At 37.6% G+C, this 16,468-nt stretch carries 13 protein-coding genes and 1 tRNA gene; 4 read left to right on the forward strand and 10 right to left on the reverse strand.

The window, feature by feature from the left end:
- Positions 1–622 precede the first annotated feature (622 nt).
- The gene (locus tag ACILQF_RS03680) at positions 623–5,332 is read left to right on the forward strand and encodes a tail fiber domain-containing protein (protein ID WP_395626062.1); all 4,710 of its coding nucleotides are present in this window, start codon (positions 623–625) and stop codon (positions 5,330–5,332) included.
- Between the two features lie 518 nt (positions 5,333–5,850).
- Here the strand turns inward: ACILQF_RS03680 and ACILQF_RS03685 are convergent.
- The 4 genes from ACILQF_RS03685 to ACILQF_RS03700 all read right to left on the reverse strand — a co-directional run bounded on the left by ACILQF_RS03685 (position 5,851) and on the right by ACILQF_RS03700 (position 7,545).
- Positions 5,851–6,156, reverse strand: a complete 306-nt coding sequence (locus tag ACILQF_RS03685; protein WP_395626063.1) for a DUF3871 family protein — start codon at positions 6,154–6,156, stop codon at positions 5,851–5,853.
- Positions 6,125–6,292 (reverse strand): Arm DNA-binding domain-containing protein, encoded by a 168-nt coding sequence (locus ACILQF_RS03690; protein ID WP_395626064.1) that lies wholly within the window; start codon positions 6,290–6,292, stop codon positions 6,125–6,127. The genes ACILQF_RS03685 and ACILQF_RS03690 overlap by 32 nt, the downstream gene beginning before the upstream one ends.
- 318 nt (positions 6,293–6,610) lie before the next feature.
- A complete protein-coding gene (locus ACILQF_RS03695) occupies positions 6,611–7,117 on the reverse strand; it encodes a GNAT family N-acetyltransferase (RefSeq protein ID WP_395626065.1) in 507 nt (168 codons plus the stop codon).
- Between the two features lie 354 nt (positions 7,118–7,471).
- Positions 7,472–7,545, reverse strand: a tRNA-Asn gene (locus ACILQF_RS03700).
- Positions 7,546–7,653: 108 nt separating this feature from the next.
- Here ACILQF_RS03700 and ACILQF_RS03705 point away from each other — a divergent pair.
- The gene (locus tag ACILQF_RS03705; RefSeq protein ID WP_395626066.1) at positions 7,654–8,571 is read left to right on the forward strand and encodes a PfkB family carbohydrate kinase; all 918 of its coding nucleotides are present in this window, start codon (positions 7,654–7,656) and stop codon (positions 8,569–8,571) included.
- Positions 8,572–8,900: 329 nt separating this feature from the next.
- Here the strand turns inward: ACILQF_RS03705 and ACILQF_RS03710 are convergent, their stop codons facing one another.
- The 6 genes from ACILQF_RS03710 to lpdA form a co-directional block, all read right to left on the reverse strand.
- Positions 8,901–9,140 (reverse strand): cytochrome b5 domain-containing protein, encoded by a 240-nt coding sequence (locus tag ACILQF_RS03710; protein WP_395626067.1) that lies wholly within the window; start codon positions 9,138–9,140, stop codon positions 8,901–8,903.
- Entirely contained in the window at positions 9,137–9,820 is a 684-nt protein-coding gene (locus tag ACILQF_RS03715; protein ID WP_395626068.1) for a lycopene cyclase domain-containing protein, read from the reverse strand. The genes ACILQF_RS03710 and ACILQF_RS03715 overlap by 4 nt, the downstream gene beginning before the upstream one ends.
- A 165-nt stretch (positions 9,821–9,985) precedes the next feature.
- Positions 9,986–10,519: a sigma-70 family RNA polymerase sigma factor gene (locus tag ACILQF_RS03720; protein ID WP_395626069.1), complete on the reverse strand. Its 534-nt coding sequence runs from the start codon at positions 10,517–10,519 to the stop codon at positions 9,986–9,988.
- A 157-nt stretch (positions 10,520–10,676) separates the two neighbouring features.
- Positions 10,677–11,690 (reverse strand): UDP-N-acetylmuramate dehydrogenase, encoded by a 1,014-nt coding sequence (gene murB, locus ACILQF_RS03725; protein WP_395626070.1) that lies wholly within the window; start codon positions 11,688–11,690, stop codon positions 10,677–10,679.
- A 4-nt stretch (positions 11,691–11,694) separates the two neighbouring features.
- The gene (locus tag ACILQF_RS03730; RefSeq protein ID WP_395626071.1) at positions 11,695–12,153 is read right to left on the reverse strand and encodes a sterol desaturase family protein; all 459 of its coding nucleotides are present in this window, start codon (positions 12,151–12,153) and stop codon (positions 11,695–11,697) included.
- Between the two features lie 242 nt (positions 12,154–12,395).
- Entirely contained in the window at positions 12,396–13,799 is a 1,404-nt protein-coding gene (gene lpdA / locus ACILQF_RS03735) for a dihydrolipoyl dehydrogenase (RefSeq protein ID WP_395626072.1), read from the reverse strand.
- A 142-nt stretch (positions 13,800–13,941) separates the two neighbouring features.
- Here lpdA and ACILQF_RS03740 point away from each other — a divergent pair, with 142 nt between their 5' ends.
- Together ACILQF_RS03740 and ACILQF_RS03745 are read left to right on the forward strand one after the other, a co-directional pair.
- Entirely contained in the window at positions 13,942–15,588 is a 1,647-nt protein-coding gene (locus ACILQF_RS03740) for a M1 family metallopeptidase (RefSeq protein WP_395626073.1), read from the forward strand.
- A gap of 57 nt (positions 15,589–15,645) precedes the next feature.
- A complete protein-coding gene (locus ACILQF_RS03745; protein ID WP_395626074.1) occupies positions 15,646–16,383 on the forward strand; it encodes a head GIN domain-containing protein in 738 nt (245 codons plus the stop codon).
- Positions 16,384–16,468: the final 85 nt, after the last annotated feature.

A 16,468-nucleotide genomic window follows, 5' to 3' on the forward strand; every position in this document is an offset into this window, starting at 1 on the left:
CTTTTTCACTCGTTTATTGATTATAATTATTGATTGATCTAAAGAATTACCAGCTGGTAATAATATTACAGAACCCGCTGATTTAACACCCTGTACATAATCTTATGCTCTTTATGTTGAGCCGCTGCTTCCACATATACAATGGTTCGTGTACAGATATCATATCTTGAGGAAATAATGCCGCATTTTGTCGAATGCCTTATTTGAATCACTAATTATTTTGGAGCTGATTAAACCTGGTTTATAGCATACCTATATTTCGGATAATGTTTCTGTTTTCATGATTTTTTTTACCCCCAATTCTGCCAGCAGCTACTTAGCTTGTTAATCATTAATAATTCAGATTTAAACTTTACTATTAAAATAATTGCCTTTTATTTTAAAATAAAAGATGTTTTTTTCTTTGAAAAAATATTGTATTAATTAAAGGTATAAGAATTATACTTTTTGAGTTTTTAATAAAAATTAAAGTAACCTTACTGTGTTTCTTTGTGGTGCTATGCTAAAGTTATAGTGTGGCTATCATGTATTAAACGCCAATAGTCAATTACTTTAACGAATAAACCTTATAAACTATCAACCTTAAAAAACTATCAAAATATTCTACCAAAAATTAAATTCCATGAAATCTTTCTCTCTCTATTTAGTTAGCTTTTTGCTAGTACTAATTTCAGTACCAGCACTAGCACAAATTGGTATTGGTACTACTACTCCCGCTGCTTCTGCAGCTTTAGAAGTGAGTTCAACATCCAATAACAAAGGAATCTTAATCCCCAGATTAAGCGCTAGCCAAAAAGATGCTATTGCGAGTCCTGCAGAAGGCTTAATGGTATATCAAACTACTGCTCCAGCGGGATTTTATTATTATACGGGCACTTCCTGGAAATTGATGGTTACGCAAACAGATTTGGACACGAAAGTAAACAAGGTAACAGGCAAAGAACTTTCCACTAACGACTATACCTCGGCAGAGCAGACTAAGCTTGCAGCCATCTCGGGCACTAATACTGGCGATCAAACTACTGTTTCTGGTAATGCAGGAACTGCCACTAAATTAGCAACAGCAAGAGATATCAATGGCGTTGCGTTTGATGGTACTGCGAATATAACCGTAACTGCAGATGCAGGAACATTAAGTGGCACCACCTTAAAATCTACCGTAACGGGTTCTAGTTTAACGAGTGTAGGAACATTAGCGAACTTAACGGTAACCAATCCAATAGCAGGAAGCATAACAGGTAATGCGGCAACAGCTACTTTAGCTAGCACGGCAACAACGAATGCGAACCTGACAGGTCCAGTTACTTCGGTAGGAAATACTACAGCCATTGCAAACGGAGCAATCACGAATGCGATGCTTGCCAATACAGCTGTAGCCAATTTAACGGGTACTAATACAGGCGATCAAACTACGATTTCTGGTAATGCAGGAACTGCCACCAAATTAGCAAGCCCAAGAAACATCAATGGCGTTGCGTTTGATGGTAGTGGGAATATAACTGTAACTGCAGATGCAGGAACTTTAACAGGTACCACTTTAAAATCTACCGTAACAGGTTCAAGTTTAACGAGTGTTGGGACATTAGCGAACTTAACGGTTACCAATCCAATAGTTGGAAGTATAACTGGTAATGCAGCAACAGCTACTTTAGCGAGCACCGTAACGACCAATGCGAATTTAACAGGAGATGTGACCAGTATTGGGAATGCGGCAACGATTGCTAATAATGCAGTTACAACGGCAAGAATAGCCAATGGAGCAATCACTAATGCAAAAATTGCAGATGTAGCAGCTACAAAAATTACAGGAACCTTAGCTGTAGCCAATGGCGGAACAGGAGCTTCAACAGATGCTGAGGCAAGAACGAATTTAGGATTAGGAAATGTAAATAATACAACAGATTTATTAAAGCCAATCAGTACATTAACTCAAAATGCTTTAGATTTAAAAGCACCTTTAGCATCACCTACTTTAACAGGAACCCCATTGGCTCCAACTGCAACAGCAGAAACGAATACTACTCAAATTGCGACGACTCAATTTGTAACTGGTAAAATTACTACCGCTAATGCTCTGGTTGTACCATATACCGGGGCAACCCAAGCGGTTGATTTAGGGGCTTACAATCTCACTGTAAATGGGGTATCAGTAGGTATAGGATCAGGAGCAAATGCTTCTAGTAATACTGCGATTGGCAATGATGCACTGAGCCAAAACACGGATGGTGTAATTAATACCGCGCTTGGATTGAGGGCACTTTCCAAAAATACAATTGGCTCTTTCAATACTGCAACTAGTGCAGGTGCACTAAGTAATAATACCGAGGGGAACTCCAATACTGCTAATGGATTTGATGCGCTCACAAAAAATACGATAGGCTCAAATAATACTGCAAATGGCGAAAGAGCGCTCTATAATAACACGTCTGGCGGAAACAATACCGCAACAGGTAATTATGCACTTTCTGGAAACACAACAGGTACTGGAAATATCGCAGTCGGATATCAAGCACTTGGCAATAACATAGGTGGCACATTCAATACAGCAGTTGGATATAATGCTGATGTTGCTTCGGGGGCATTATACAATGCTACTGCTATTGGATGGGGAGCTCAGGTTGCAGCAAGTAATACAATTCAATTAGGAAATACAAGTGTAGAAAATGTAAAAACAAATGGAACGATTACAGCCGGTACCGTTACTTATCCTAAAATAGATGGAGCTGCAGGTCAGGTTTTAACGGCAAATGGAGCAGGAGTACCAACATGGCTTACACCTGCTGCTGGAGGTATACCTTATACAGGAGCTAATGGTGCAGTCAATTTAGGTGCTTATGATTTAAAGGTAAATGATTTAACCGTTGGAAGAGGTGGAGGGAATGTTGATGGTAACACCGCCAATGGTAGCATGTCACTATATTCTAATTCCTCCGGTAATAGTAACACAGCCTATGGTTATGCATCATTGTATTCTAATACCACCGGTAGTAGTAACATCGCCAATGGTAATCAATCACTTTATTTCAACACCACTGGTTCTAATAACACCGCAATTGGTAATGCATCACTAAATTCTAATATCACGGGTGAAGATAACACCGCCAACGGTTTTGGGGCACTATATAAAAACACTGGTGGGTATAACACCGCCAGTGGCTCTCGATCACTATATTCCAACACCACAGGTGGATCTAACACTGCTTTAGGTTACTCTGCTGGAACTACAAATACTACTGGAAATCAAAATACACTTATCGGTTATTCTGCAGATGTATCATCAAACAACCTTTTTAATGCAACCGCAATAGGAGCTGGCGCTATAGTTTCTGCTGAAAATACGATTCAATTGGGAAATACAAGTGTAACAAATGTTAAAACAAATGGAACCTTAACTGCAGGAACTGTTACTTATCCAAAAACTCATAATTCAACCGATGGGCAGGTATTAACAACAAATGCTGCCGGGGTGGCAAGTTGGGCAGCTTTTCCTACTGGAGTAAGCTCTGTCGGAACAATTAGCGGAACATCAAATGTAAATGGTGCAACAATAAGCAGTAATACCATAACACTTACTCCTGCAGATGCGACCAATGGCGGTATTGTAACTACAACAGCTCAAACAATTGCTGGAGCAAAAACATTTTCAAGTGTTGATGGCTTAATGGCTACAGGTACTTTTGGCCAGGGTACCGCTAGCTCATTGGGCGCAGGTACCCGCATGATGTGGTATCCTAAAAAGGCTGCTTTTAGGGCAGGTATGGCAGGATCTGTTCCCTCAACAGAATGGAATGATAGTAATATAGGGGATTATTCCACTGCGATGGGGTCTAACACCAACGCCATTGGAGGAGCCTCCACTGCGCTGGGTAATTGGACTACTGCCAGCGGTCCATCATCCACTGCTATGGGTGCTTCAACTACTGCTATGGGTGCTTCATCTACAGCTTTCGGTGATAATACCTCTGCCAAGTCTTTTGCAGAAACTGTTATTGGAACATACAATACAGTTTATACACCAACCTCCACCACTGCATTTAATAGTGCTGACCGCTTATTTGTAATTGGTAATGGAGTATACAATATAGAAAGCAATGCCCTTGTCATGTTGAAAAATGGTAATACTACTTTTGGTGGTTCATTAACAGTAAATGGAAATGGATCTAGTACCAGTTTTGCATTGCCAAGTGTGCGTGGGACCAATGGTCAAGTTCTCACCACAAATGGTGCGGGTTTGGCTACCTGGGAAACCGCTTCATCAGGTTCTACAGGGGTCGATTTAACTACCAACCAAAGCGTAGGAGGCTTAAAAACATTTACTAGTACTGATGGATTGTTAGCATTAGGTACTTATAGCTCGGGAACCACATCATCAATTGGCGCAGGTACCCGCATGATGTGGTATCCTAAAAAATCTGCATTTAGGGCAGGAACTATTACTGGAGATAAGTGGGATGATGTCAATATTGGGAATTATTCCGCCGCTATGGGTTATTCTACCACTGCCAGCGGCCAAAGTTCCACTGCGATGGGTTATTCTACAACTGCCAGCGGTAGTAATTCCACTTCGATGGGTAATGCTAACATTGCAAGTGGAGTTGCCTCCACTGCGATGGGTTATGAGTCCAATGCCAGCGGCTCTATCTCCACTGCAATGGGTGAGTATACTACTGCCAGCGGTAGTAATTCCACTTCGATGGGTTCTTACTCAATGGCAAGCGGCAATGCTTCCGTTGCGATGGGTTCACAGACCGTTGCAAGTGCCAATTTTACCGTTGCGATGGGTATTGGTACCATTGCTAGGTCATATGGAGAAACAGCAATTGGTGCGTACAATACAGATTATAGTCCTAGTAATTCATTATCCGCTTATATGTCTGTTGCTAATGACCGCTTGTTTGTAATTGGCAACGGAACATCCTCAGCACAAAGCGATGCGCTTGTTATGTTAAAAAATGGCGATGCAACTTTTTCGGGTATAGTTACTTCAACCGTAACTGGACCTTCTGATCTGCGTTTAAAAAGAAATATTGCCCCCTTGCAAAATAGTATAGATGCAATCATGCAGTTAAAACCAGTGAGCTATGAAAAGAAAAACACGCTGGCTGCTACCGACTACTCCATCAAAGAAAATGGTTTTATTGCACAGGAATTGCAAAAAATTATGCCAAGCTTGGTGATTGAAGGAACGGATAAAGACAAGCTGCTTTCAGTTAATTACACCGCTTTGATACCTGTTTTAACACAAGCCATTCAAGAGCAACAAAAAGCCATTCAAGCACAACAAAAACAAATCGAAGAACTTAAATTGCTTATTTTGTCTATGAAAAAATAGGCTTTTTGATTAGTAAACTATCCGAAATACAGCTAGTTTTCTGTAGGTATTCAAACCAATTGTGCTTTTTATTTGAAAAAGTACTATTAATCAAGCACAGATTTAGTATTACATAAAAGCGATCGATTTTTAAAATTCAAAGCCTTACACTATGAGTTGCCACTTTATGCTGAGGAGGATAAAATCATTAAACAAATGTTTATGTAATTGCTTGTCCGTAACTATTTTTTATTAATTAATTATTAGTTGGTAATAATAATAAGGAACCCACTGATTTAACACCCTATACATAATCTTATGCTCCTTATGCTGAGCCACAGCTTCCACGTACACTATGGTGCCTTCTTTAATGATTCCTATAGCTTGGGTGGCCTTCAATGAAATGGAACATGTAATTGTCGTAAAACACCCCTCCTACTTATTAGAAGGAGTGTTCTTTCATCGTAAAATGATAGTTTTCTATTCATAATTTAGTTTAAAAACCAATTGTTTTGCTTGTTATCTAGGCCATACTGGAGCTATTTGACAAATTCATGTGCATCTTCTGACCTATCCAAGAAACTATCAATGAAGGAGCTCTTATTAGCCCCTGTGAAGAGGTTGTACAATTGCCATAGGCTCAGTTTCCCATAGATATCAGAACCAAAATCCTGACCCCAATAATAATCCTTGACTACAGAACCAATCTGTGTATCAGTTAAGGGAAGGCTTTCAGGAAAGATCTGCTCTTTTAATGCCCTTGGTAAATGCTGGTACATTCTGCATCTACCTACTAGAAGAGCAAATTGTTGTTCAGTCCTGACTAACTTGTCTTTTTTTATCATCCCAGTACTTTCTTGATACAGAAATACCAGCTGAAATGGTGTAAACGTTTTTAAACTGAGTGATTCTAAAGATGATGGAATAAGTTCCATCTGATTTTGATCTTCTGGTATCTAATACCAAATTGAGTTGTACCATAATTTGAGTTGTATTATGGTCATGATTATGGAGTAGTTATGCGTGAGTCTTGTGCAAACTATGTGCAAAATAAACCCCTAAAAAGAGTGAAAATCGAGCGATTTTTAAATAAAAAAGGAGTTACAAATTAATGTAACTCCTTGATTATCAAGCTCCCCTTTTTGACGAAAGATGCAACTATAATACGTTGATTGAGTATGTAACTATCAGGAAATTAAAGGGTTGAACTTAGTGTCAAATTGCAAGAATCTACTTTACCCTCCAAGCGTTCATTATACCTGACTTGATATCGGTATAACTTGTGAAAAATATAAATAGCTAGACACTTAACTCAAACAAACTTACCGTTGCGTTATGGTAGTGCTTTGGTAAATCCACTGTATTAGTTAATTGTGAAAGTCCTAAGAAATTGAACCCAAAATTAGTATAATGTTGTATCAATTTCTGATTCTCGCCTACCGTATCCAAGCGGATAAACTTTTTGTTATTTTGAATTGCATATAATTTAGCCCATTCTACCATTTGCTTTACATAGGCCTTACCGCGACAATTAGGATTTGTTGATATTCTATGAATATAGACAGATGGGTCTGAGTCTTTATCGACCCAAATTAATGGGTCAGAAAAAGTAGTCGCCCAAATACATACCACCTGCCCATCAATAATCATCTTCCATTGTCTATTCTCTACAATTTCATTTATAACCATCTCTCTTTCAAACTCCGGCCAATGACTAATGAATCTTTCTTTTTGATATGCTGTAGCAGACCTGTATAAATCAAATATGAATTCCAAATCGTCTATTGTACTATTTTGTATCTCCATTTATGCTAAAATTATTTTATCAAATATACAAACAGAAGAGAAAAAGGCTGGCTATTTTTATCTAATTACGAAGCATTTACGTGGAAAAACTAAGCTCCTCTAGCTCCCTGATAAACAAAGAAAATTTTACGAAAACCTCTACTGAACTCGAACCACAAAAACCAACATTAAATCTTCCATATAAATTCGATAGACCACTTTTCTCCTCAACACAATGATTTAGGGTTGCAGCTTTTACGAAAAATGAGGTTTTGAAAATCAAAAAGTTGCAACCACAAATAATGTTCGTTTGACGAATGTAGACGCAGTTTTTAAACAAAAAAAGAGGTCGAAATGACCTCTTTTTGATTTTTGCTCCCAAGCCTGGACTCGAACCAGGGACCCTCTGATTAACAGTCAGATGCTCTAACCAGCTGAGCTACTTAGGAATTTCTGGCTTCGAAATCAACCTGTGATTTCGTCCCTTTCGGGAGTGCAATATTCGGGATTTTAAATTATTTATGCAATATTTGTTTGAAATATTTTTTAAATAAATTATGAGTCTAGTAATTATTGGGTCTGTTGCCTTTGATGCAATTGAAACTCCTTTCGGAAAAACCGACAAAATAGTGGGCGGAGCGGCCACATACGCAAGTTTAGCGGCTTCCTACTTTTATAAAAAAGTAAAGATTGTTGGAGTAGTGGGTGAAGATTTTCATCAAGAAGATATCCAAAATTTTAATGATCACGGCATAAATACCGAAGGATTGCAAATTAAAAAAGGCGAAAAATCATTTTTTTGGTCTGGAAAATATCATAATGACATGAATAGTCGTGATACTTTAGTCACAGAATTAAATGTCCTTGCTGATTTTGATCCTATTATCCCTGAGAGCTACCAGGACTGCGAATTCCTGATGTTGGGCAATCTTACCCCACAAATACAACAAACTGTGATCAGTCGCATAAAAAGCCGCCCTAAGCTAATAGTGCTTGACACCATGAACTTCTGGATGGACATCGCATTAGACGATCTTCTTGCAGTGATTAAAAATGTGGATGTTTTAACCATTAATGATGCGGAAGCTAGACAATTGTCTGGGGAGTACTCTCTAGTGAAAGCGGCCAATAAAATCATGGCTATGGGACCCAAATACTTAATTATAAAAAAAGGAGAGCATGGTGCTTTATTATTTAATGAAGACCTCATATTCTCTGCCCCTGCCCTACCTCTTGCTGATGTATTTGATCCAACAGGTGCCGGCGACACCTTCGCAGGTGGTTTTATTGGTTACCTTGCACAAGTAGATACCATCAATTTCAATAATATGAAAAATGCGATCATCTTCGGATCTGCCCTTGCCTCTTTCTGCGTTGAAAAATTCGGAACTGAACGTATCAAAAACTTAAGTCAAGATGAAATTAAGTCAAGAGTACAGCAATTTGTGAAACTTAGCAGCTTTACTATAGGATAGTAGTGCGGTGGAAAAACACCAACCACATGTAAATGGCGCTTTGAGTAATTAAAGCGCCATTTTTTGTGAATAAATATTTGTTTAGAACAAGGAATAAAAAGCAAAGAATAAGGAGCAAAGAATAAGGAGCAAAGAATAAGTGCAGACAAAGATAAAAATCACAGGCTTCGAGAACCTCAGCCAGCGGATAGCTGATGTCGCCAGCCTGATAACTGACAACTGACAACCCATTCTATAGCAGATATCGTAGATCTAACCAACTAATAACTAACCACCCAACCAACTAATAACTAACCAACTAACCAACTAATAACTAACCACCCAACCAACTAATCTCTAACCCTCCCCACCACTTTAAATTTCGAAAACACCTGCTTCGAATGTGGTGCATCTTTCAACTCCTCCGTTAAATCTTGACCCGCCCAATGTTCATAATGCTTGCCATTTTTCCATAAGCGACTTTCGCTCACATCATAAATTAGTCCCTCAAAGGCTACCCAAATTTCCGGCTTATCTTGTCCGTTGCGAAGAGCAAGATATGATCTACTATATTCAGGCAAATCAATCATTTGGCAACAGCCCCCTTTTTTCTAAAATACTCAAACAATAAAATATTTATCAACAGCATAGAAAGAGAGTAAAAATGGTCTTCAAGTGGAATGGTTCCTACTCGGATGGCCATATTTTCGGCATCATTGTATAGCACAATCGGAATGGATGTTAATAATCCATTGACGATGTAAAAAGGGATTAGGGAAACTAAATATGCTAAGTAAAAGCGACTCATAATTGTGCTTTTCACAATAAATTCGCTAACAATCAATACCACAGCTAGCAATCCAAAGGTAATTAGACTATAAACTCGATCGTAATAAAGAAAGACCATTAAACCTGAAAATGCGATAAGAATATAGCTTATTGGGCTTGAAAATCGTTTTAAAAGGTCGGTTTTAACGTAATAATTCAAGCATTCATACACAAAAACACAGGCAAATGGCACCGTAATAAAGAAAAGTATCTCTTCTATCGGTAAATTAAGAATATTAAAGCCAATGATATATTCCGGGTTAAATGACCAAACACCGTAGATTGTAAATAGATAATCCCAGAAAAGAAATAATAATCCTGTGATTAGAAGTCCGGGGAAAATAAACCTCCAACTCTTAAAAAAAGCCACTCTTTTATCAAATGAAAGCACAACCGGAAAAAAGACGGTTAAAAAATTGATCAGCAGATAAGAAAATTTCATGCGTAAATTTAGAAATACTTATCAAAAGCTTTCATCTCCCGACAAAAAAACGAAAGATATTTACACAATCTTGTTAAAACCTAACTCTATTGAATTTCTAATTTAAAAAAAATTAAGAATGCTATTTAGATAGTTGAAGAATGAATGAAATAGCTAATAGAAGCATTAATTTAAGAATACTAAATTTCTATTTTTAGGATTATAATCATTTAAGGATTTCTTCAAAAGCTTCCTTGCTACATGAATCCTAGTTTTAACCGTCCCAATTGGAATGGTAAGATGTTCTGCAATCTCATGATATTTATGACCATCGAAATACATCGTAAATGGCACATAATACTCATCAGATAGGTTTTCAAGGGCATTTTTAATATCATCCATAATAAATTTGGACTCGCCTTGATTATTACTAGCACTGTACATTAAATTGGAATAATTAATATCTTCGGATTGAATGACCATGGTGCCGATTTTCACGAAACGCCTATATTTATTAATAAACGTGTTTTTCATGATGGTATAAAGCCATCCCTTCAGGTTTGTACCTTCTTTAAACTTATTGCAATACGATAATGCTTTAAGTATTGTATCCTGAACAAGATCATTGGCATCCTCCGCGTCGTGAGTAAATCGGAGTGCATAAAGCTTTAATGAATCGGCCTGACGTGTGACCATAGTGTTAAATTCGATGGTAGTCATGTTGTTTAGCTTAGATGTTATTACTCTGAAGCACCTAGAAATTGGTGTTCAATTAAAGACATAAAAGCTAATGCAAAGGCCGTGCCTCAATAAGGATTCTGTAAAAAGATGTAAACTAAGCTGTGAAGTTTATACAAAAAATGTGAAGGCCTAATATTTAAATGATATTTACCTCGCGCTCCAATAGAATTCCGAATTTGGAATTTACGCTTTCAATTATTGCCGAAGAGAACCGAAAAATTTCATCCCCACTGGCATTGCCATGGTTAACCAATACAAGGGCTTGGTTTTTCCATGTCCCTGTATTTCCAACCACTTTACCTTTCCAGCCACATTGCTCAATAAGCCAGCCAGCAGAAATCTTCACATAGCCCTCACCTGCTGGGAAATGAACCATATCGGCAAACTTGATTTTCAACGTATTAAATGTAGACTCTGGAACAATCGGATTCTTAAAAAAGCTCCCAGCATTCCCAATTGTTGTAGGATCAGGAAGCTTACTGACGCGAATGTGTGAAATAACCTGTGATAATTGACTGATATTAGCTTGATTTATCCCACGTTTAGTCAATTCATCCATAATTGCACCATAACTCACATTAGGCTGAAATATTTTTGATAGTTTGAAGGTTACTTCCGTGATGATAAATAAACCTTTTAGCGACGATTTAAATACACTTTCACGATAGCTAAACGCACAATCCTCTTTAGTAAATACTTTAATTTTACCTGTAGAAATTTCAAAAGCGCGACACGAATGGAAAACATCTTGTAGCTCTACTCCATAGGCACCAATATTTTGAACAGGCGATGCACCAACCGAACCGGGAATGAGACTCAGGTTTTCAATACCCGCAAATTCATTATCGACGCAATAATTTACCAAATCATTCCATATAACTCCTGCCCCTGCACGAACAAAAACATCATTTCCGTGAATTTCTGCACTTAGCCCATGGATATTAAGATGAACAACTAAACCCTTAAAGTTTTGTGTAAAGAGCATATTGCTACCCCCACCAAGTACTAAGCGGGGTAAATTTTGATAGCTATCATTAGAAAATAACTCTTGCAGTTGCTCTTCTTTTTCAATATCTACAAAGTAATCGGCGCTTGCTTCTACACCAAAGGTATTGAGCGTTTTTAGCGAGAAATTTTCAAATACCTGCATACAATTAAGGAGCGGATTGGTTAAATTGCTTAAAATATTTCTTGGATGCCAAAAGTAAGCCAAATTCTTCCGAGGGATTTTTTTCGGTCGATTTATGATGAATTTTATGTGCTCTGCGGATGCCCAACAGATAGGAGTTAGTAGTTTTAAAACTTTTTAATCTATTGTGTATAAACCAGTCGTGAAAAATAAAGTAAATTATTCCATAAATTGAAATTCCCAGCCCTATCCAAAACTTGGTGTCAAGCATCGCTCTACCTTCCCAGATTAAATACATGGAAATTCCACCAAAAAGCAGACTAAAAACATCATTTAGCTCAAACCATCCCGAACGGTGTTGATGGTGAGAGCGGTGTATGAACCAAAGCGGGCCATGAAATAGATATTTATGAATAAACCATGAAAATGCCTCCATTCCTGCAAGTGTACCAAGGATTATTGCAATATGGAGGATTGTTTGCATGAATTGTTGTTTGAGGTATGAGGAATGAGGTATGAGGTCTGAAGTATGATGTATGAGGTTTGTTTTCAGTTATCTGTTATCGGTTATCAGAGAAAAGTCAAGCACTTCAAAATTCAATGATTGATTAGGAATTCCGCATTAAGCTTTCTGCTTTACCCTTTTCACTTTGTACTTTCAGCTTTACCCTTTCAACTTTTCACTTTCAGCTTTACCCTTTCAAATTATCACTTTCAACTTTATGTTTAAATATGTATTGCTCTATTTTCGGTTGCAGCCATACTTGCCTCCTTAAATGCCTCAGTATAAGTTGGATGTGCATGTGAAATCCTTGCAATATCCTCTGCTGAAGCTCTAAATTCCATTGCTACAACTGCCTCAGCAATCAAATCTGCTACTCTCGGGCCAATCATGTGGACACCTAAAATCTCATCCGTTGAGGCATCGGCAAGAACCTTAATAAAACCATCCGTATCATTACTTGCACGTGCTCTTCCACTCGCTTTAAATGGAAATGAACCAGCTTTATATTTAATGCCTGCTTCTTTTAATTGTTCTTCCGTCTGGCCCACACTAGCCACTTCCGGCCACGTGTACACAACACCAGGAATCAGATTATAATTGATATGTGGTTTTTGACCCGCAATAAGTTCAGCTACAAAAGTACCCTCATCCTCCGCTTTGTGAGCAAGCATGGCCCCTTTTACCACATCCCCAATAGCATAAATTCCAGGCACTGAAGTCTCAAGATGTGCATTTACAGGAATTTTCTTACCTCGTTCCTCTAAAGTTATCCCAATATTTTCAAGACCTAAGTTTTCAGTATAAGCTGTGCGGCCAACGGCAACAAGGCAATAGTCACCCTCCAGACTAATCTTTTCACCCTTTGCATTATCGGCAGTTACCGTAACTTTTGAACCTTTAACCGTTGCACCAGTTACTTTATGACTCAATAAAAACTCCATGCCATCTCTAGCAAGCACTTTTTGAAGTTCTTTACCTAAGCTCTTATCCATTGTTCCTATAATAGAATCCATAAATTCTAATACCGTCACTTTTGAACCCAAGCGAGCATAAACAGAACCTAATTCTAGTCCGATAACACCACCACCTATAAGAATTAGATGTTTAGGAATTTCTTGCAAATTTAAAGCCTCAGTGGAAGTAATAATTCGTTTTCCATCAGTTTTAATGAATGGCAAAACAGTTGGTTTTGATCCTGTTGCAAGAATAATATTTTTAGCGCTTAAAGTCTCTGAGGACCCATCATCCTTCGTAACTTTAACAGAATTTTTATCAACCATTGAGCCCATACCCTGATAGGTACTCACTTTATTTTTCTTTAATAAATAGGTAATTCCACCTGTAGTTTGGGCAACCACCTCATCCTTACGCTTAACCATTTGCTTAATATCAGGCGAAAGGTCTTTTAGGTTAATACCATGCTCCTTGAAATTGTGCAATGCATTATGATAATGCTCGGAAGAGTCTAATAACGCTTTAGAAGGAATACAGCCCACATTTAAGCAGGTACCTCCATAAGTACTATATTTTTCAATAAGTGCTGTTTTTAAACCCAATTGGGCACAACGAATGGCGGCTACATAACCACCGGGACCACTTCCAATTACTATTACGTCAAATTGCATGCGAGGATATTTTAATTTTCATTCAAAGTTAATAAATATCGACCCTTAAAAAAATCTGAACAATAAAATGTTTCATATTAGGTACTAATTAGAATATTTTATTTAATTTGATTCGGAAACTATTATACTAGAAATAAATAAAATGCGAAAAATATATGCACTAACTCTTGTGCTAGCCTGCCTCTTCTCAAAAGCTTCATTTTCACAAGGTCCAAAGCCTTTGTTTTCAAGAGCAGACACGTTACGGGGGACTTTAAACGAGTTTAGGAGTTCTTATGACATCAACTATTACCACCTAAATATTAAGCTAGATATTGAAAATAAATTTATCAGTGGATCAAATTTGTTTAAATTTAAAGCAGTGAACGATATCAATCGTCTCCAATTCGACCTTTTCGATAATCTCAAGGTTGAAAGGGTGGTCTACCACGGTAAAGAACTACCTTTTAATAGAGAATTCAATGCGGTTTTTATTGATTTTCCGAATACCATAAAAAAAGGTAGCACTGATGAATTCACGGTTTTTTATAGTGGGAAAACCATCATAGCTAAGCGTGCACCTTGGGATGGAGGCTTCAGCTATACGAAAGATAAACAAGGGAAACCATGGGTTGCGGTATCCTGCCAAGGCTTTGGAGCTAGCTCTTGGTGGCCAACTAAAGACCATCAATCGGATGAAGTGGATAGCATGATGATCAGTGTTAGCGTACCCAAAGGGCTCATGAATGTGAGCAATGGCCGATTACTTTCAACCGAAAATACAGATCCCAATTACACCCGATATAATTGGTTTGTATCCTACCCCATTAACAACTATAATGTAAGCTTAAATATTGCTGATTACGTTCATTTCGATGATTCCTACGCTGGCGAAAACGGAAATTTGACACTCGATTATTATGTTCTGAAAGAAAATCTTGAGAAAGCAAAAAAGCAGTTTAATGCCAATGTAAAACCTATGTTTAAGGTCTTTGAGAATTGGTTTGGGCCATATCCTTTTTATAGAGATGGTTTTAAGCTTATTGAAACTCCTTATTTAGGCATGGAGCATCAAAGTGCCGTAGCCTATGGAAATAAGTACCAAAATGGTTATTTGGGTCGCGATTTATCTGGAACGGGGCTTGGCTTGGGCTGGGATTATATCATTATCCATGAATCAGGCCACGAGTGGTTTGGAAATAACATCACAGCTAAAGACATTGCAGATATGTGGATTCATGAGGGATTTACCATGTATTCGGAAGCTTTATTTGTTGAAGGGCGGGAAGGCAAGAATGCAGGTGCGAGATATATTGCCGGTGTTAGAAAAAATATCAGGAACGATGAGCCAATCATTGGTCCATACGGTGTTAATCAGGAAGGCTCAGGCGACATGTACCCTAAAGGAGCTAATCTAATTCACATGACACGTACCCTTATTGATGACGATCAAAAATGGCGTGACATACTACGGGGATTAAACAAAGAATTCGGACTAAAAACTAGTACAACTGAAGATATTGTAGGCTATATAAGTCGGAAATCAGGAAAAGAGTTTACTAAGATTTATGATCAATATCTTAACTATAAAAACATCCCGAAGCTTGAATTTAAAACTCAAGGAAAACAAACCCAATATCGTTGGCTAGCAGATGCAAAGAATTTCAATATGCCACTGAGAATAAAATCAGGTGAAAAATACACATGGATTTATCCGACAAAAGAATGGAAGAAAATTACCCTCAAACAAGGATTTAAACCTGATTTAGAGAATTTTTACATCGAGCTAAAAGAACTGAAATCAGAATAGGTGCAACGTTTTGCAAAAATACTGCGTCTAATGAATTAGATAAACATCTTTTAAAACATGAAAAAACTTCTTCAAGGCTTTACAATCATATTATTTGTAGCCACAATTTCTAGCCTTTCCATTGCAAGCAAAGGAAACATATCAATAAAAAGCAATGAAAACATTGTAGACGAAAATCGAACAGTTGCAGGTTTTTCGGGGATTTCATCCGCAGGCAATTATTCTATCTTTATTACCATGGGTAATAGCGAAAGCCTGCGATTAGAAGGCAAAGCTGATGTTATCAGTGAGATAGAGACCAAAGTAGAGAATGGCATATTAAAAATCAGCAAAAAGAAATCCTTAAATAAAAAAACCTGGACAAGCACAGAGCGGGTAAATGTATACATTGAGGCTAAAACATTGCATAGCCTTACCTTGCTTGGTTCGGGAGACATTGAAGTTGCAGGCCTAATCAATGCCACTAAGCTCACTAATACAATTAGTGGTTCAGGAAATATCTCCTTAGAGATGAATGCAAAAAATTACGTAGCATTAATCAGTGGCTCTGGTAAAATTGAAGCCAGAGGAAAATCGGAAAATACAACAATTACAATAGCCGGTTCTGGTGATTTTAAAGGTAAGGAGCTTGAATCTGATCTTGCGAATGCAAAAATTAGCGGATCAGGGAATATTGTATTAACTGTAAATAAAAATTTAGATGCGCTAGTTAGCGGATCTGGGGATATTAAATATGCCGGAAACCCAAGTGTTAAATATTCAAAATCGGGATCGGGAAATATTTCAAAATACTAGTCTCGCCTATTTAAATACAATCATTAGCGAGATTATTTAAAATCAGTTTGTCCGGGGAAATTTTAATTTTAAAATAAAAGATCAA

The organism is Daejeonella sp., from assembly GCF_044232565.1.
In the GTDB taxonomy this organism is placed as follows: Bacteria; Bacteroidota; Bacteroidia; order Sphingobacteriales; family Sphingobacteriaceae; genus Daejeonella.